The organism is Parvimonas sp. KA00067, from assembly GCF_001553085.1.
Lineage (GTDB): Bacteria > Bacillota > Clostridia > Tissierellales > Peptoniphilaceae > Parvimonas > Parvimonas parva.
In genome coordinates, this window is record NZ_KQ960148.1 from 85,079 (window position 1) to 103,561 (window position 18,483).

At 28.6% G+C, this 18,483-nt stretch carries 19 protein-coding genes; 5 read left to right on the forward strand and 14 right to left on the reverse strand.

The features are described from left to right. Position 1: 1 nt before the first annotated feature. The 3 genes from HMPREF3181_RS03390 (at position 2) to asnA (ending at position 4,502) form a co-directional block, all read left to right on the forward strand. Positions 2-2,311 carry an ABC transporter permease gene (locus HMPREF3181_RS03390; RefSeq protein WP_068473000.1) on the forward strand — a complete coding sequence of 770 codons (2,310 nt, stop codon included), beginning with the start codon at positions 2-4 and terminating at the stop codon, positions 2,309-2,311. A 178-nt stretch (positions 2,312-2,489) separates the two neighbouring features. Then, positions 2,490-3,371 (forward strand): PSP1 domain-containing protein, encoded by an 882-nt coding sequence (locus HMPREF3181_RS03395; RefSeq protein ID WP_068473003.1) that lies wholly within the window; start codon positions 2,490-2,492, stop codon positions 3,369-3,371. A gap of 117 nt (positions 3,372-3,488) precedes the next feature. Then, on the forward strand, positions 3,489-4,502 hold the full coding sequence (asnA, locus tag HMPREF3181_RS03400; RefSeq protein ID WP_068473005.1) for an aspartate--ammonia ligase: 1,014 nt from the start codon (positions 3,489-3,491) through the stop codon (positions 4,500-4,502). Positions 4,503-4,547: 45 nt separating this feature from the next. Here the strand turns inward: asnA and HMPREF3181_RS07675 are convergent, their stop codons facing one another. The 7 genes from HMPREF3181_RS07675 to HMPREF3181_RS03430 form a co-directional block, all read right to left on the reverse strand. Further along, positions 4,548-4,673 (reverse strand): LPXTG cell wall anchor domain-containing protein, encoded by a 126-nt coding sequence (locus HMPREF3181_RS07675; protein ID WP_231698822.1) that lies wholly within the window; start codon positions 4,671-4,673, stop codon positions 4,548-4,550. Positions 4,674-4,685: 12 nt separating this feature from the next. Further along, on the reverse strand, positions 4,686-5,492 hold the full coding sequence (locus HMPREF3181_RS03405; RefSeq protein WP_068473008.1) for a hypothetical protein: 807 nt from the start codon (positions 5,490-5,492) through the stop codon (positions 4,686-4,688). Between the two features lie 3 nt (positions 5,493-5,495). After that, positions 5,496-5,768, reverse strand: a complete 273-nt coding sequence (locus tag HMPREF3181_RS03410) for a cyclic-di-AMP receptor (RefSeq protein WP_068473011.1) — start codon at positions 5,766-5,768, stop codon at positions 5,496-5,498. Between the two features lie 8 nt (positions 5,769-5,776). Further along, positions 5,777-6,103 (reverse strand): cyclic-di-AMP receptor, encoded by a 327-nt coding sequence (locus HMPREF3181_RS03415; protein WP_068473014.1) that lies wholly within the window; start codon positions 6,101-6,103, stop codon positions 5,777-5,779. Then, positions 6,100-6,729, reverse strand: a complete 630-nt coding sequence (tmk, locus tag HMPREF3181_RS03420) for a dTMP kinase (protein ID WP_068473017.1) — start codon at positions 6,727-6,729, stop codon at positions 6,100-6,102. The genes HMPREF3181_RS03415 and tmk overlap by 4 nt, the downstream gene beginning before the upstream one ends. A gap of 11 nt (positions 6,730-6,740) precedes the next feature. Beyond that, on the reverse strand, positions 6,741-7,058 hold the full coding sequence (locus HMPREF3181_RS03425; protein WP_068473020.1) for a pro-sigmaK processing inhibitor BofA family protein: 318 nt from the start codon (positions 7,056-7,058) through the stop codon (positions 6,741-6,743). Positions 7,059-7,193: 135 nt separating this feature from the next. Next, complete coding sequence (locus HMPREF3181_RS03430; RefSeq protein ID WP_231723261.1) at positions 7,194-8,603, reverse strand: L,D-transpeptidase family protein; 1,410 nt, start codon at positions 8,601-8,603, stop codon at positions 7,194-7,196. Positions 8,604-8,809: 206 nt separating this feature from the next. Between HMPREF3181_RS03430 and HMPREF3181_RS03435 the strand changes: the two genes are divergently transcribed. Together HMPREF3181_RS03435 and ppdK are read left to right on the forward strand one after the other, a co-directional pair. Next, positions 8,810-9,616 carry a pyruvate, water dikinase regulatory protein gene (locus tag HMPREF3181_RS03435; protein WP_068473025.1) on the forward strand — a complete coding sequence of 269 codons (807 nt, stop codon included), beginning with the start codon at positions 8,810-8,812 and terminating at the stop codon, positions 9,614-9,616. 12 nt (positions 9,617-9,628) lie between these two features. Continuing rightward, complete coding sequence (gene ppdK / locus HMPREF3181_RS03440) at positions 9,629-12,253, forward strand: pyruvate, phosphate dikinase (RefSeq protein ID WP_068473028.1); 2,625 nt, start codon at positions 9,629-9,631, stop codon at positions 12,251-12,253. Positions 12,254-12,433: 180 nt separating this feature from the next. Here ppdK and HMPREF3181_RS07840 read toward each other — a convergent pair whose 3' ends face one another. The 7 genes from HMPREF3181_RS07840 to pepT all read right to left on the reverse strand — a co-directional run bounded on the left by HMPREF3181_RS07840 (position 12,434) and on the right by pepT (position 18,406). Further along, a complete protein-coding gene (locus HMPREF3181_RS07840) occupies positions 12,434-12,607 on the reverse strand; it encodes a hypothetical protein (protein ID WP_197415917.1) in 174 nt (57 codons plus the stop codon). A 162-nt stretch (positions 12,608-12,769) separates the two neighbouring features. Then, positions 12,770-13,690: a pseudouridine-5'-phosphate glycosidase gene (locus HMPREF3181_RS03445; protein ID WP_068473031.1), complete on the reverse strand. Its 921-nt coding sequence runs from the start codon at positions 13,688-13,690 to the stop codon at positions 12,770-12,772. Then, positions 13,662-14,780, reverse strand: coding sequence for a carbohydrate kinase (locus tag HMPREF3181_RS03450; RefSeq protein ID WP_068473033.1), 1,119 nt, complete (start codon positions 14,778-14,780; stop codon positions 13,662-13,664). The genes HMPREF3181_RS03445 and HMPREF3181_RS03450 overlap by 29 nt, the downstream gene beginning before the upstream one ends. A 177-nt stretch (positions 14,781-14,957) precedes the next feature. Then, a complete protein-coding gene (gene rpsU / locus HMPREF3181_RS03455) occupies positions 14,958-15,137 on the reverse strand; it encodes a 30S ribosomal protein S21 (RefSeq protein WP_004832359.1) in 180 nt (59 codons plus the stop codon). Positions 15,138-15,286: 149 nt separating this feature from the next. Then, a complete protein-coding gene (locus HMPREF3181_RS03460) occupies positions 15,287-15,628 on the reverse strand; it encodes a histidine triad nucleotide-binding protein (protein WP_082713889.1) in 342 nt (113 codons plus the stop codon). A gap of 176 nt (positions 15,629-15,804) precedes the next feature. Next, positions 15,805-17,193 (reverse strand): beta-Ala-His dipeptidase, encoded by a 1,389-nt coding sequence (gene pepD, locus HMPREF3181_RS03465; protein ID WP_068473039.1) that lies wholly within the window; start codon positions 17,191-17,193, stop codon positions 15,805-15,807. 1 nt (position 17,194) lies between these two features. Continuing rightward, on the reverse strand, positions 17,195-18,406 hold the full coding sequence (gene pepT, locus HMPREF3181_RS03470) for a peptidase T (RefSeq protein ID WP_068473042.1): 1,212 nt from the start codon (positions 18,404-18,406) through the stop codon (positions 17,195-17,197). Positions 18,407-18,483: the final 77 nt, after the last annotated feature.

Here is an 18,483-nt window from a genome sequence, read left to right on the forward strand (position 1 = left end):
TATGAGAAACTTAAATAAAAGAATTTTCAGAAGTTTAAAAACTCAATGGTCAAAAAACTTATTGCTTTTTATCCTTATGTGTTCTATGATTTCCGTAACTTCCGGTATGTTGGTTGCATCAGGAAGTATAAAGACTATATATTATGAACTTATGTCTAAAGGAGTTGTTGAAGACGGAAAATTATTATTTGCATTTAATCCGACAGATGAAATTATAAAATCTATTGAAGATGAAAATGTAAAAGTCGAAAAATCTCCTTATGTTGATGCAAAAATTAAGGAAAATAAGGATAATAAAGATGAAAAGACGATTAGGCTTTATACAAATAGAAAAAATATTAATCTTCCTATAATTAATGAAGGAGTTCTTGCAAAAAATAAGAATGAAATAGCCATAAATCATTTGTTTGCTAAAACAAATGATTTAAAAATCGGAGACACTATAACATTTAAAAAAGAATTTTTTAAAGACAATAAGGAACATACTTTTAAAATAGTAGGATTTGCCTCTATTCCTGATTATAATTCATCCTTTCAAAAACATAGCGATTTAATATTTAATGCAACGGATTTCGGAACAGGATTGCTATCTAAAGAAGAAAAAGATATTTTTAATGAGAGCAAATTAAAATATCAAGTTTCTTATAGATTTAATAATAGGAACTTAAGTGAAAAAGAAATTGACGAAAAAAATAAAGATATAGTAAAATCAGCAAATAAATCGAAAACAGTTTTGGAGCAGATTACAAAAAAAGACAATAATGCAATAAGTTATTTGATAGACGACATGGGCGGAGATAGACCTATGATGATTGTAATGCTATGTCTTATGGTAATTTTACTAAGTTTTATATTCGCACTTTCAATTGTAAGTAAAATACAGGAAGAATCTGAAATAATCGGAATACTACTTGCAAATGGATATAAAAAATCGGAACTTGTTTTAAATTATATTGCAAATTCAGTAATAATAACTTTTTTGGCAGCAGTTTTAGGTAATATTTTAGGTTACACATATTTTACAGATTCATTCAAAGCTGTTTACTACAAATCATTTAACTTGCCTAACTTTACCCCTACTTTCAACTTGGAAGCACTAATAATTACAACTATAATTCCAATTTCTATAATTTTGATTTTTAATTATTTATATATCTATAGGAAATTAAATTTTTCACCTTTAGATTTTTTGAAAAAAAATTTAAAACATTATAAAAATAAAATAAAATCAAAATCTGAAAGTGAATCGAAAATAAAGAAAAATTTTTTGGGGTCTTTTAGAAAATCTATTATAAAATCAAATAGAGGTGATTATGTAGCTATAATACTTGGAATTTTTATTACTTCAATCTTATTTATTTTCGGTATTTCTGCAAAGCCGACATTTGATAACTATGGAAATAACTTGAAAGAGAATTTATTTTGTAAGTATCAATATGTCTTAAAAGCACCGATAGAAATTGAAGGTAAAACGGCTGAAAAATATACAACAATATCTGCAAGTGTATATCATCCTATCAGAAAAGCAGATGATGATATATTGTTATTAGGAATTAGTGAAAATTCAAAATATTTTCAAAATACAAAACTGCCTGAAAATAAAAATGAAATCATTGTAAGTGAATATCTTTCAAAAAAACTCAGAAAATATGTAGGAGATGAAATAACTATAAAAAGCAAATTGTTAGATAAAGAAAAAACTTATAAAATAGTTGGTATTTACAAAAAATCATCTACTCTTTCAGCTTTTGTAAAAAAAGAATTCCTAAACGAAGAAATAGAACAAAAAAAAGAATTCTTTAACGGCTATTTCAGCAATGAAAAATTGGATATTGATGAAAAATACATCGCAACTACAATTGATGAAAATTCAATGACCGATGTTTCCAAACAATTATCTGAAATTATGGGGCCTCTTATAAATACTTTTGTATTTTTATCTGCAGTGTTTTTGGCAGGTTTTATGTATAGCCTTATGAAAATAATAACTGATAAGAACACTTTACAAATAGCTTATTTAAAAATCTTCGGATATACTAACAGAGAAATTTCAAAAATTTATATACGACCGATAACTATAACAGTCTTAATAAGTTTGCTAGCTTTAATTCCTCTTGAAGTATATGTGGTAAAAGAAATAATGTACTACTCTATGCTTAAATTTTCAGGATATTTAGAGCTTTATATTTCTTTTACAATAGTAATTTTATCAGTTCTAATAACTATTGCAACCTATGCGTTTGTAAGTATATTACAATTTTATAGAATATCCAAAATGAATTTTAGCGAAGTTTTAAAAAACAGAGAATAAAAATAAATATTTGATAGTTTACCTAGTTTTAAAATAAAATCAAAAAAGATGACGGACTTTTTGTCCGTTATTTTTTTGAATATTTTCTCCCGTCGGTTTTCCCGTTATTAAGTCTATATATCTAGTATTCAGCAGAAAATTATGATATAATATGAATGTACATTTTTTAGGAGGAACTATGAAAAAAGTAGTTGGGGTAAGATTCAAAGAGGCCGGAAAAATTTATTACTTTGACCCTTGCAACTTTAGTATAAATCAAAATGACAATGTAATCGTAGAAACTTCTCGTGGCGTTGAGTACGGACATGTAGCAATAGCACCGAGAGAAGTCGAAGAATCAAAACTTGTTTCTTCATTAAAACCTGTTTTGAGAATTGCCGACAGTATGGACGATTATATTCATACGGAAAACAAGAAAAAAGCTAAAGATGCAATTGAAATTTGCAAAGTAAAAGTAATTGAACATGGCTTAGATATGAAATTAGTTGATTGTGAATATACTTTTGACAATCAAAAAGTAATTTTTTACTTTGTTTCTGATAATAGAATTGATTTTAGAGAATTGGTTAAAGACCTTGCATATATATTTAAAAACAGAATCGAACTTAGACAGATAGGTGTTAGAGACCATGCAAAGATAGTTGGTGCTATCGGTTCTTGTGGACAAACTTGCTGTTGTAAAAGATTTTTAGGAGAATTTGCTCCTGTAACGATAAAAATGGCAAGAGACCAGTCGCTTTCTTTAAATCAAAATAAAATTTCAGGAACTTGTGGTAGGCTTATGTGTTGTTTAAAATATGAGCAAAATGTCTATGAAGAAAAGTTGAAAAAAATTCCACCTTGTGGAACTTATGTTATAACTAACGAAGGAAAAGGTGTTGTTGTAGATAGTTATACTCTATCTGAGATTGTAAAAGTAAAAATTGTAAATGAAGAAGCAAATACAGAAAGTATTAAACCATTTTTCGTAGATGATATTGCTATTACAAAAGAAAGAGATATGGCTTATGCAAAGAAAGACGAGGATATTCAATTTGAATATATCGAGAAATTATTATAGAGTTGTTTAACAACTCTATTTTTTTGTTTCAATATTTTAATTCAATATGGCGTTGACAATATTTGTAAATTATAGTATCATTTATGTTATATTTTTAAATTTATAGGGAGTGATTTTATGAACAATGTGATTATACCAAAAGGGTATTGCTCAGACTTAAACATTATTGAAACACAAAAAGCAATTAAAGAAATTAAGGATTTTTTTGAATCAAATTTAGCAAATGAATTAAATTTAACGAGGGTTTCTGCCCCACTATTTGTAAAAAAGAATACGGGAATAAATGATAATTTAAACGGTAGTGAATCTCCTGTTAGCTTTTCACTAAGTGAAGAAGAAAATTCACAGCAACTTGAGATAGTTCAATCTTTAGCAAAGTGGAAAAGAATAGCTCTAAAAAAATATGAAATTCCGGTTGGCGAAGGAATTTATACAGATATGAATGCAATAAGACCTTGTGAAACTTTGGATAATATTCACTCCGTATATGTTGACCAATGGGATTGGGAAAGAGTTATAAAAAACGAAGATAGAAATGAAAAATTTTTAACAGATATTGTAAAAAAGATTTTTAATGTATTTAAAAGAACGGACGAATTTTTATCAAGAAGATTTTTAGATTACAAAAAAATCTTACCTGAAAAAGTGTTTTTTATCACAACACAAGAGCTTGAAGATATGTTCCCTAACGATACCCCAAAAGAAAGAGAGCACAAAATCGCAAGGGCAAAAAAAGCAGTTTTTATTACAAAAATTGGTGATATATTAAATAGTGGTAAAAAACATGACGGAAGAAGTCCAGACTATGATGATTGGAATTTAAATGGAGATTTAATATTTTGGAATCCCGTTTTAGATTCATCTCTTGAACTTTCTTCAATGGGAATAAGAGTTGATAAAGAAAGACTTTTAAAACAATTAGAGCTTAGCAAAAATGAAGATAGAAAAAACTTAGACTATCACAAAATGCTCCTAAACGATGAATTACCATTTACAATTGGTGGTGGAATCGGACAATCCAGAATATGTATGTTCTTTTTACAAAAAGCACATATTGGAGAAGTGCAATCAAGCTTTTGGTCTGATGAAATGCTAAATATATGTAAAGAAAATAAAATAAATTTACTTTAATTCAAAAAGGATATGACTTTAAAATCATATCCTTTTTATATTTATCTATTTCTTTCTCTTTAAAAATATAACTACTCCCATTGCTAATAAACTAACAGCTCCTACTGCTAAAAATAATTTTCTACTGCTGTTAACATTCATAAGAGTAATAATATTAGCAAAATTTTCCATAAGCTCCTCCAACTATCTTAAAATTGTTATAAATATTTTTTCAATAGATAGTTGAAAATTTACATTATTATACAAATTTTCTCTAACAATTTCTATCGATTTTAAAATTTTAAGCAATTTTTCTTTATCAAAATTAACATTGTTTTTAAATATTTTTAAAATATCTCTGTTTGAACTATCTTTTTTAGTTTCTAAAAACATATAAAACTCTTTAAAGAAATCATATAGTAGTGGCAGGAAATTTCTATCTTCCTTTAAACCTAACAAATACTCCTTATTCTTAGAATCATATATAGCTAAAAAATCTCCTTTTAAAGCCATTGATAAAATTTCTAATAGTTTTCCATACTCAGAGTAATCAAAAACTTCTGTTAAATCCGTTTCGGAAACAAAGATACATCTACTTCTTATGGTTGACAAAAGTTTGTATCTTGAATCTACTAAAATACAGATTATAACATAATCAAAAGATTCTTCTAAAGTTTTTAACAAAGCGTTTGAAGATTCTGTTCTTAAAAACTGCCCACCCTTTATGATAACTAATTTATATTTTGAATCTAAAGGTCTTTTTTGAACATACTCAATCATATTTCTAATAGAATCAATAGAAATATTATTCCTTTCAGGTTCTACTATCATCAAGTCGGGGTGAGTATTTTCTTCAATTTCTCTTGAATTTTTAAATTCATCATCAGGATTTAAAACTTTTTTTATAAGCTCACTAGAAACTTTTTCCAAAAAGCTTTCACTTCCCTCAACTATATAATTCTGAGAAAAAGTCAAAGAATCCAACTTCTCTTTAAAAAGAGCATAATTCATAAACTACATCCTTACTAATTGATTCATATTTAAAACAAACATTACAGTATTAGCAGTTTTATCATCAACAGTTTCTTTATTTTTTGAAATATTTAAAATCATTTCTTTAACTCTATCTACTTTTTCATCTTCTATCCCTATCAAAACAGTAGTATTTCCTTTTTTGAAAAATCCCCCTGTTGAAGATAATTTAGTAGCTCTAACCTTATTTTCAGAAAGTTCGTTTAAAACATCTTGAACAATGTGGTCTTGTATAATAGCCATAATAAGTTTCATAATATCACCTACATTCTAACGAAATCTACAACATCAAGAACAAAAACTGTTGCTCCTCCAACTAAAACTTCCATAGGGAATGGAATATATGCATCCCCCGGCATAGTAACGCTTAGAACTGACGTTGTAATTTCTCTTGATTTACAATTTTCTTCAATAATCTTTAGACATTCATCTAATTTTTCTTCTTCAACACCGATTAAAAGAGTTGAGTTTCCTGCTCTTAAAAATCCACCTGTTGACGCAAGGTTTGTCATTCTAAAACCTTTTTCAGTTAAATCGTCTTGTAAAGGGTTCAAGTCTTGATCTTGAACTATTGCAATTATCATCTTCATAGCAATTCCTCCAATTTCTCATCTATTATATTTTTTACATCTTCAAAAACTTCCATCATACTCTTTGTAGCATCAACTTTTTTCAAAAATTTTTCATTTTTCATTTCTTCAAGAAGTTCCATATATGTATTATAAACTCTACTATGGAAATTATCTCCTGAAAGTTCAAGCCTATCTGCCTCATCACTTAAAGATTTTCTCTTCAAGGTTGTTAGAGGGTCAACATAAAAGAAAATCACCATATCCGGATTAACTCCATTTATTGCAAAATCATTTATTTTCTTAACATTTTCAACGCCAAGTTCTCTACCACCACCTTGATAAGCAAGTGAACTTAAAACAAATCTATCTGAAATAATCACATTTCCTTTTTCTAAATTCGGTTTTATAAGTTCATCAATATGTTGGGCACGACTTGCTGAATAAAGTAACGCCTCTGTACGAGCTGACATTTCACTATTATCATTAGATAAAATAATTTCTCTAATTTTTTCTGATATTTTCGTTCCACCCGGTTCTCTTGTGAAAATTATCTTTTCATTATTTTTATAATATTCCTTCAATAAATTTATTATTGAAGTCTTACCACAACCGTCCGGACCTTCAAAAGTAATAAATAAACCCATTTTTTATCTCCCTAAATTGAATAAAATAAATATGATAAAATTATTCCTACTATTCCAAAAGTACCAACTAGAAAATAACTTATATAAGTAAATGGTACTATTACAATCTTAAAAAGAAACAGAATATATAAAATTACATATCCAATTATAGAATTCAAAATAATCTTTTTTATAATTTTTAAAGGGAATTTTAATAATTTAAAAAGAATATAAATTAAAACAATTCCAATAATATAAGAAATAATACTGTTTTCAAAGAAAAATTTAGTAAGACCGGAAAAATCTAATGATTTTAGTGACTTAAAATATATTTCTTCTAACTTACCCATAGTATCACTCTCCTATCTTTATATTATTATTTTATCACAATGTAAACATTTTATCAATTAAAATTATTGTACGTAATTTATTTTTTGTTAGTGGCATCAAAAAAGCAAATAGATTTTATCTACTTGCTTTTAAATTTAATTACTCTTATAAACAATAACCGGAGTATTTATTTGGACATTTTCATAAATTTGTTTTACTTTTTCTAGTGGTGTATTTATACAACCATAACTTCCTGAAGTTTTATAAATATTTCCTCCAAATTTTCCATTTCTCCAAGTAGCATCGTGAATACCAACGCCTTTCCAATTTATAGGCATCCAGTAATCAACGTGAGCAACATAATCGTAACCTATCGGAGATAAGCCTTTAAGATTCCTATCCTTTTCACGACTCCAAACTTTCATAACACCGATTTGTGTTTCAACTTTTTTGCTAACATCTCCAGTAACAACATCAGTATCTAAAAGAAGTTTCCCATCTTTATAGAACCACATATGTTGTCTGGTTAAATCTATTTCTATATAAGTATTCCCTATATCGTCAGTATTTTCATAAGACAAGCCTTTGTGTATAAATACAGGCTCAATAGCAGTTGATTCATACGCTAAAAGTTTCTCTATCAAAAGGTCTTTCGTTTTATTAACATCAATTTGCCAACCGTAAATTCCATCTTTTCCGGGAACTGTAATTTCACCTTTGCCGGTAGTTTTGAATTTTCTATCCATTCCGAAAGTATCATACTTTATCGCAATTCTTCTAATATAGTCTTTTACTTTTCCTTCATCAGGTTTTAGTTCACCATCTACAAAAGTAAAAATATTAGCTAAAATTTCTCCGTCTAATATTTCTTTATTTGACCCTATGGAAATTTCATATTTTAACTTTGAAATTTTTTGATATTTTTTAAGAGCCTCTTGCAAAGATGCATCGTCTTTCTTTATCTTCGGCTGTTCAGAAATTTTACTCATATCTATACTATCTTTTCTTTCAGACAAAGCAATCAAAATTGCCTCTTTCAATTTTTCTTTAGTAGTATATGTTCCTAAAATTTCATCTTTTATAATATATTGTCCATCTTTAAAAATTATTTTTGCATCTTCAGGGTGCTTTACTCCCTTTAAAATCAAAGTATTTTTCAAAAACTCTTCGAACTTTTCATTATCGTAACTTACATTTACTTCCAATTTTAAATTACGGCTTGTAAAGAAAGAAATAGGCCAAGCGAATTGATTTTGTAAAATTTTCTTATCTGCCAAATATTCTTCTTTATAATTTATTTTTTCCGGCTTAAAAAAATCACTTTTACCATCAGCACGATTCAATTTAATAGATGTATCAGTCCAGTCTTTGTTAAACACATCATCTATCATAACATAACTAACATCATTTCCATTTATTTTTGTGTTAGGTAAAGCTACAAAAGAAAAAATAATAACTCCAAGTAAATAAATAGATAGAATTAACGCTCCTACAAATATTGCTATCTTCTTTCCTATAAACTTACCGGTTTTTGTTTTTTTACTTTTCTTTATCAAAAAACACACCTCCATTTTATTAAATATAAAAACAATATTATATTAAATACCTCATTTTAAAATAAAATAATCATTTTTCATATTATACAATAAGCAAATGAATAATTTATATTATTGCTTTATTTTATCATATTTAATTTCAAAAGTAAAATTGATAAAAAACTTGTATTTATTTAATTAAAAGTTTATAATATATTTAGTAAGGAGGAAGATAAATGCTTAACATTTTTTTAATTTCTGACTCTACTGGAGAAACAGCAGAACAACTTGCACGTGCTGCTCTTGCTCAGTTTAATGGCATTGAATATACTCTTGAAAGATTTTCTCATACAAGAGAATTTTTAGAACTTTCAGAGATATTAAACAAATGTAAAGAAACTGAAAATTCTATTTTATTTTATTCTTTAGTTGATGCATCTCTTTTAGATTATGTTAAAAAATTCTCAGAGCTACATTCTATAACAAATGTAGATTTGCTTTCTGCGTCTATTTTAGCTATTCAAAGAGTAAGCAACACAACTCCCGGTAATACTCCTGGAGCACTTAGAAAACTAAATGAAGAATATTTTAGAAGAATTGACTCTATTGAATTTGCAGTTCGTTATGATGACGGAAAAGACCCAAGAGGAGTTTTAATTGCAGACCTTGTAATTATTGGAATTTCTCGTACGTCTAAAACTCCATTGTCTATGTATCTTGCAAATAAAAACATTAGAGTTGCAAATATTCCTTTGGTTCCAGAAACGCCGGTTCCAGATGAATTATTCAAAGTTTCGCCTAAAAAAATAATTGGCTTAACTAATTCACCAGAAAAGTTGGAAAGTATAAGAAAGGAAAGACTAAAATCTTTAGGTCTTCCTGATAATAGTATTTATTCAAATTCAAATAGGATACTTGAAGAACTTGAATATTCTAGCCGAATAATGAAAAAAATAGGTTGTCCTGTAATAGATGTATCTACAAAAGCTATTGAAGAAACAGCAGATATTATTTTAAAACATCTATTAAAAATTAATAAGTAATTGGAGGAAAAAATGAGCAAATTTGTTTACAATTTTGACGAAGGCAATAAAGATATGAGAGCTTTATTGGGCGGTAAAGGAGCTAACCTTGCCGAAATGACTAATATTGGACTAAATGTTCCTTTTGGTTTTACTATTACTACTGAGGCTTGTAATAATTTTTACAAAAATGATGAAAAAATTTCTGATGATTTAATTGAAGAAATCAAAACTCACATTAAAGACTGTGAAAACAAGCTACAAAAAAGTTTTTCAAGTACAGAAAATCCTCTATTATTTTCTGTAAGAAGTGGTGCCGTTATATCAATGCCTGGTATGATGGATACTATTCTTAACTTAGGTCTTAACGATGAATCAGTTATCGGTCTTGCAAACTCTACAAGTAATGAAAGATTTGCATTCGATAGTTACAGAAGATTTATCCAAATGTTTAGTGATGTTGCAATGGAAATTCCAAAAGTTTATTTTGAAAATGAACTTGACAAAATTAAGGAAGAAAAAAATGTAAAACTAGACACAGAATTAACTGCAGAAGATTTAAAAAGCTTAGTTGAAAAATTTAAGAAAATTTTTAAACAAGAAACTGGCAAAGAATTTCCACAAGACCCTATCGAACAATTAATCATAGCTATTAAAGCAGTTTTCAAATCTTGGATGAATCCAAGAGCTATCGTTTATAGAAAATTAAATGGTATTGACGATTCTTTAGGAACAGCTGTAAATGTTCAAGCAATGGTATTTGGTAATATGGGTAATACAAGTGGTACCGGTGTAGCTTTCTCTCGTAATCCAAGCACAGGAGAAAACAAATTATTTGGAGAATTTTTAATGAATGCACAAGGAGAAGACGTTGTTGCAGGTATTAGAACTCCAGAATCAATCGAAAAATTAAAAGAAATTATGCCGGAAGTTTATGATGAATTTTTAAGAATTGCAAAAACATTAGAAAATCATTATAAAGATATGCAAGACTTGGAATTTACTATTGAAAAAGGTAAATTGTACTTATTACAAACAAGAAACGGAAAGAGAACAACAGATGCTGCAATCAATGTAGCAGTAGATTTAGTTAATGAAGGCTTAATCTCAAAAGAAGAGGCTATTTTAAGAGTTGAACCAAAGAGCTTAGACCAACTTCTTCACCCTATCTTTAATGCTGAAATGATGAAGAATACTCCTATATTAGCAAGAGGTCTTGCTGCCTCTCCGGGAGCTGCAAGTGGTAAAGTTTACTTCCACTCAAAAGACATTGTTGATGCTGTTAAAGCAGGAGAAAAAGTAATTTTAGTTCGTCAAGAAACTTCTCCGGAAGATATTGAAGGAATGGTTGAAGCTGAAGGTATCTTAACTGCCAGAGGTGGAATGACTTCTCACGCAGCCGTAGTTGCAAGAGGAATGGGTAAATGTTGTATCGCCGGAGCTAGTGAAATCAAAGTTGATGAAATCGAAAAAGTTATAAAAACTCAAAATGAAATCGTCAAAGAAGGCGAAGTAATTTCACTTGATGGAACAACCGGTATTATTTACAAAGGTGAAATCGAAAAACTAAATCCACAATTAACAGGAAACTTCAAAATCTTTATGGATTGGGTAAATGAAATCAAAGATTTAGGCGTTAGAGCTAATGCTGATAATCCAAGAGATGCTAAACAAGCTGTTGAATTTGGTGCTGAAGGAATCGGACTTTGTAGAACAGAACATATGTTCTTCGACAAAGAAAGAATACCTGTTGTAAGACAAATGATTCTTTCAAAAACAATCGAACAAAGAATCGATGCATTAGAAAAAATCAGACCAATGCAAGAAAAAGACTTCTATGATATTTACTGTGTATTAAAAGAAAAAACAGTAACTATAAGATTACTTGACCCACCTCTACATGAATTCTTACCTTACGAAGATGAAGATATCAAAAATTTAGCAAAAGAAATGAATATCGAAGAAAGTCATTTAAGAGATGTAATCTTAGAATTGGAAGAAGTAAACCCAATGCTTGGACATAGAGGTTGCAGACTTGCTGTAACTTTCCCTGAAATATATAGAATGCAAGCAAAAGCAATAATAAATGCTGCAATAAAAGCACAAAAAGATTTAAATATCTCAATTACGCCGGAAATAATGATTCCATTAGTTGGAGAAATTGAAGAATTAAAATATGTTAAAAAAGAAATCGTTGAAGAAATCGAATTAACATTAAAAGAATTAAACGAAAATATTAAATACAAAATTGGAACAATGATTGAAATTCCAAGAGCTGCCCTACTTGCTGATGAAATCGCAACAGAAGCAGAATTCTTTAGTTACGGTACAAATGACCTAACTCAAATGACATTTGGTTTTTCAAGAGATGATGCCGGAAAATTCTTAAACGAATATGAAAGCAAAAAAATATTTGACTTTAATCCATTCTCAAAACTAGACCAAAGAGGTGTTGGTAAATTAATCAAAACTTCATTCAAACTAGGAAGAGAAACAAATCCACATCTTCACGTTGGAATCTGTGGAGAACATGGTGGCGACCCTGAAACAATAGAATTCCTAAACGCAGTTGGAATTGACTATGTATCCTGCTCACCATTTAGAGTGCCAATCGCAAGACTTGCAGCAGCACAAGCAAAAATAAAACAAAGTAAATAAACTATAACTAGAAGAAATATAAAAAATAATGGATAGCGAAATGCTATCCATTTTAATTTATAACAAAATTTTTACTTTTTATTTTCTTCTTAACTTTTGGGAAAGGTAATTCATCATATATTCCACCTACAACTTTTTCTTTATAATAGATAATATATTCTCCCATCATCGCCCTATATTTTATTTTTTAATTTTATATAATCCACTTAATAGCAACAATCCAATAGAAATTCCGAATAAAAATCCTAATACTATATCATTTATATTAGAATATCTTTTTAGAATTAATGCTATTGATAAAAAAATTGCACCGATTGGTAAATAATAATTTTTAAATTTACATTTATTTTTCATCTTAAGCTCCTAATATTTTTGATAAGTTTATTTTACTATTTTTAATGTATTTTGTCAAACAAAAAAGTCAGAAATTTATTCCGACTTTTTTTGTAATTTATTTTGAAACAACAAGGTTCCCGGGCACCCACACGATGCAAAGCTCGTAAATGAGTGGAGTTCTTATCTTAAGTTTGAAAGTTCTATTGCTATTTTACTTGCAAGTTTTGCGTTATTGAATACTAATCTGATATTAGCTTCTAAGCTCTTTCCTTGTGTAAGTTTTTGAACTTTATCAAGTAAGAATGGTGTTGTATCTTTTCCTTTTATTCCGTTTTCATCTGCCTCTTTTAAAGCGTCTAGGATAGTTTTGTCGATAGCCTCTCTATCCATTGAATATTCTTCTGGAATTGGATTTGCGATAACAACTCCACCGTTTAATTCTAAATCCCATTTAGTTTTTAAAACTTTTGCGATTTCTTCTTCTGAATTTATTTTATTTACCTTAAAATCACTTTCTCTTGTATAGAATGCAGGTAAAATATTTGTTTGGTATCCATAAACAGGAACTCCTTTTGTTTCTAAGTATTCTAAAGTAAGTCCCATATCCAAAATTGATTTACAACCTGCACAAATAACTGCAACATTTGTTTGTCCTAATTCTTCAAGGTCAGCTGAAATATCCATTGTAGTTTCTGCCCCTCTATGAACTCCACCTATTCCACCTGTTGCAAAAACTTTAATTCCTGCAAGTTCAGCACAAATCATAGTTCCGGCAACTGTTGTTGCTCCATTTAATTTATTAGCTACAACATAAGGTAAATCTCTTCTTGAAGTTTTTGTTACGCTAAGACCTGCTTTACCGATTACTTCGATTTCTTCTTTAGTTAAACCAACTTTAATTTCTCCGTTTACAATAGCTATTGTAGCAGGAATAGCACCATTTTCTCTAATAACTTTTTCAACTTCAAGAGCTGTTTCAACATTTTTAGGATATGGCATACCATGTGAGATAATTGTTGATTCTAAAGCAACAACCGGTTTATTTTCTTTAATTGCATTTTGTACTTCTTCACTAATTGTTAAATATTTTTCTAATTTCATAACTTCCTCCAAAATTTAATAGATTTTTTTCGCTAATATGTTTACTAACTGTATCCATTGATTGTGCCGTTATAAATCCGGCAACATTGCCAAGTTTGGCACATTCTAAAATATTTTTTTCATTAACTACACCAAAGATGATTCCACTCATAGACGCATCGCCACAACCTGAAGTGTTTTCAACCTTTGCAGTTTCATTTATCTTTACAATTCCACTATCATTTTTATCAGCATAAAGAATTCCCTTTTCTCCCATTGAGATAAAAACTTTTTGAACACCTTTTTTCAAAAAGACATCTACAATATTTTTTAAATCTCTTTCATCATTATAAGCTACTTCAGTTAATTCTTCAGCCTCATAGATATTTGGCTTTATAAGATAAATATAATTTAGTAAATTTTTAATTTTTAAAGATTTCTTTCTTGAAACACAATCCACAATTATCTTTGAATTAGGACAATTTTTGCAAATATATTCAAGCACATCTTCACTTAAATTTGTATCCATAACGATAAACTTAAAGCTTTTTATTAAATCAATATGTTTTGAAATGAATTCAATATTAATTTCTTCTAAAACTTCCATTGCAGAAATAGCTGTAAATAAATCATTATTTTCATCTAAAATTGAAATGTAGTTTGACATTCCTCTATTTGTTAAAAATTTACTGTTTGAAAAATCTATCCCCACTTTAGTTAAATACTCTTTAATTTCTCTCGAATAAGCATCATCACCAAAAACGCTGATAAATTTATTTTCTATTCCCATTCTTTTTAAATTTTCAGCAATATTTTTAGCGACACCACCAAAAGAATATTCCAAAGTGCCGGGATTTGAATCTTTCATATTTATTTTATCGAAACTCTTTGCGATAAAGTCGATATTGCAACCACCAATGACACAAACATCTTTCGATAAATTAGAGCTAATCACATAAGCTCTACCAACTAAATATCCTTTTTTAATTAAATTTGAAATATGAACTGCAACAGACGACCTCTTTATACCCAGCAAATCAGCCAATTCATTTTGAGAAATATAAGGATTTTCTTTAATTATATTTAAAAGTTCTTGTTCTCTCTTTGTCATAAGCCCTCCTTAAACAACAGTTAATTATATTATATCAAAAGTTTATAATAAAAACAATATTTTTTAGAAAATTTTTAAAATAAAATTCAATAATACCCATACCATTCCACGATTCTTCGCAATAAAAAAAGCCCTTAAATAAAAGGACTTTAGTTACTTTTTAATACAGCTATTAAATTAGAATTTTTTCTTTTTTCTTCTTGCTGCCTCTGATTTTTTCTTTCTCTTTACACTTGGCTTTTCGTAATGTTCTCTTTTTCTATATTCTGAAAGCACTCCAGCACGTGCACATTGTCTTTTAAATCTTTTCAACGCATTATCTAAAGATTCGTTTTCGCCAACTCTGATTTCTGCCATGATATCCCCCCTCTCTTTATACAGACAAACTCTGCCTTGAGAAATAATCATACATATTATACAACAAAATCAATATAAATTCAAGTAAATTCATAACATTTTTTTATATAATTTATATAAACTCAAAAATTTTTAACTAAAATTAAATTTTAACCCGGTGGCCAATTTAAACTACGTCCTGCCAGGACATGAAAATGAAGATGCTTAACTGTTTGCCCACCGTCATCGTTACAATTATTAATAATTCTATAACCTGACTCATCAAATCCCATTTCTTTTGCAAGTTCGGAAATCTTTTCAAATATTTTTCCAACCACTTCTGAATTTTCTTTATTTACAAAATTACAAGACTCAATATGCTTTTTAGGAATTACTAAAAAGTGAATCGGTGCTTGAGGTGATAAATCGTTAAATGCAACTATATCATCATCTTCATAAATTTTATTTGACGGAATTTCTCCATTAACAATTTTACAAAATATACAATCCATTATCTCACCTCCATACTCATATATTGTACCATATTTTGTGTCTTAGGTAAATGTTTTTGTCAATAAATTTTGAGATTCTTCGACTTCACGTTTCGCTCAGAATGACAAAAATGGTATGTTTTTTAGATTTTTTACACAAAAAACGGAATATCCCTATTCCGTTTGAATGTTTAAAATTAATTTTTTGCAATTTCTTCGATTAGTTTTAGTGTAAAGTCATAAACTCTTTTAGTTGATGAAATTGAAAGATTTTCTTTTGGAGTATGTGCTCCTCTTATATCAGGTCCAAATGAAATTAATTCAAGATTTGGATATTTTTCATAGATTGCTCCACATTCAAGTCCTGCATGAACTATAATATTTTCAAATTCTTTTCCTGTTAAGTCTTTATAAACTTTGTTTGCAAATTTTTGTAATGTTGAATTTTCTTTCTTTTCCCAAGATGGATAACCACCTGAAAATTCATAATTCAATCCTAATTTTTCAGAAATTTTAGCAAATGCTGTTTTCATTTCTTCTAAGATACTAAGTGATGATGAACGAATTGAATCACGAATTAAAATTTCATCTTGGACGGTTTGAACAATTGCAAGGTTTGAAGAACTTATGATACCTGTTTCATCTTTTGTATTTACTCCTGTTGGTAATTTTTCTAAAATTTCAACCAATGTGTCTTTTAAAGCATTTGTTAAAACTTTTCCTACAAAAACTTCCTTTTTGTCTATTGTCAATTGTTCTTCACCATTATATTTTTCTACAAATTTAGCAATTACTTCATCTAATTTTGGAGAATTTTCGATTACAATTTCTCCAACTCTAGGAATTGCATTATCTTTATTTCCACAGTCGATACTTAAAACGGAAAGTCCTGTTTCTTTTATAAATTCAGCGATTGTTTTAATCATATTTCTTCTATTTTTTCCGATTTCCATTCCTGAATGTCCACCCAAAAATCCGTCAAAATGAAGTTTAACAAGCTCTACTTCCCTATTTTCAAATTTTAATTCCAAATTAGTTTTAAATAGAGTTCCTCCTGCTGAGCCAAGAGTTAAAATTCCTTCTTCTTCAGAGTCTATATTAAAAAGATATTTTCCTTTTAAAAGTCCTTTTTCAAGTCCTAAAGCCCCTGCCATTGTAGTTTCTTCAGTAACAGTTATAAGCACTTCAAGTTCAGGATGAACTAAACTATCGTCCTCTAAAATAGCCATTGCCATTGCAACTGCAATCCCGTCATCAGCACCCAATGTTGTATCATTAGCAAAAAGCAAATCGTCCTTTATCACCCATTCAATCTTATCTGTTGCAAAATTATGATTTGAACTTGTAGCCTTTTCACAAACCATATCCATATGTCCTTGTAAAATTATTCCGGGTTTATCTTCATAACCCTTTGTAGCAGGTTTTCTTATATAAACATTTAAAATGTCATCTTGTTTTGTTTCAAGTCCTAAACTTTTACCAAAATTATAAATATAATCAGATATAGCTTTTTCATTATGTGATTCGTGAGGAATGTTTGAAAGCTCTCTAAAATAATGAAAAACTCTTTCCGGTTTTAAATTCATACTATTCTCCTTTAACAATATTTTCTACAATTTTTACAAGTAATTCTGAGCCTTTTTCCATATATGAAACAGGAACGAACTCATATCTTCCGTGGAAGTTAAATCCACCTGCAAAAATATTTGGACAAGGAAGTCCCATAAATGAAAGTCTTGAACCGTCAGTACCTCCTCTAATTGCTTGAATTTTTGGAGTTATTCCAATCTCAACCATTGAATTGTAAGCAAGGTCAATTATATCCATTCTGTCTTCCAATTTTTCTCTCATATTGTAATAAGAATCTTTAAGTTCTAAACTAATTGAATTATCATATTTAAAATTTAAAACTTCAACAATTTTTCTCATATATTCTTTTTTATTTTCAAATTTTTCTCTATCAAAATCTCTTATGATAAATTCCATATGAGTATTTTCTGTATCTCCGTTCATTTCTAATAAATGATAAAATCCGTCATAACCTTCAGTATGTTCAGGTCTTTCATTTGCAGGTAACATTGATAAAAGATTATGAGCAACCATAAGTGAATTTCTCATAATATCTTTTGCAGAACCAGGGTGAACATTCTTTCCTTTAATATCCACAACAGCACTACAAGCATTGAAACTTTCATATTCAAGTTCTCCGATAGGTCCACCGTCAATTGTATATGCAAAGTCTGCACCGAATTTTTTAACATCAAAACAGTCTGCTCCACGTCCGATTTCTTCATCAGGAGTAAATCCTATTGAAATATCTCCATGTGGTAAATTATTTGATATAATTTTTTGAACCATATCCATAATAATAGCAATACCTGACTTATCATCAGCACCCAACAAAGTATTTCCGTCAGTTGTTATAAGTCTTTCTCCAACAACTTCATTTAAACAAGGAAATTCTTTTACAGACATCGTAAATTCATCATTTAATTTAATATCGCCACCCTTGTAATCAACAAATTGTGGATTTACATTTGCTCCAGTAAGTTCTGTTGCAGTATCCATATGTGCAATAAAACCGACTTTTTTAAGATTTTTTTCTACATTTGATTTTAAATGAGCATAAACATAACCCTTTTCATCAATATGAGCATTTTCAATTCCCATTTCTTTTAACTGTTTAACAAGCAAATTACCCAAGTTTTTTTGCTTTTCTGTTGAAGGAACAGTCGCAGACTTAGGATTTGATTGCGTATCAATTTTTGCATATTCAACAAAACGTTCTACTATATTCATAACTACCTCCAAAATTTTTTTAAGATACATTTATTTTACCACATTTTATGAATTTAAAAAAGATAGCAGTTATTTTT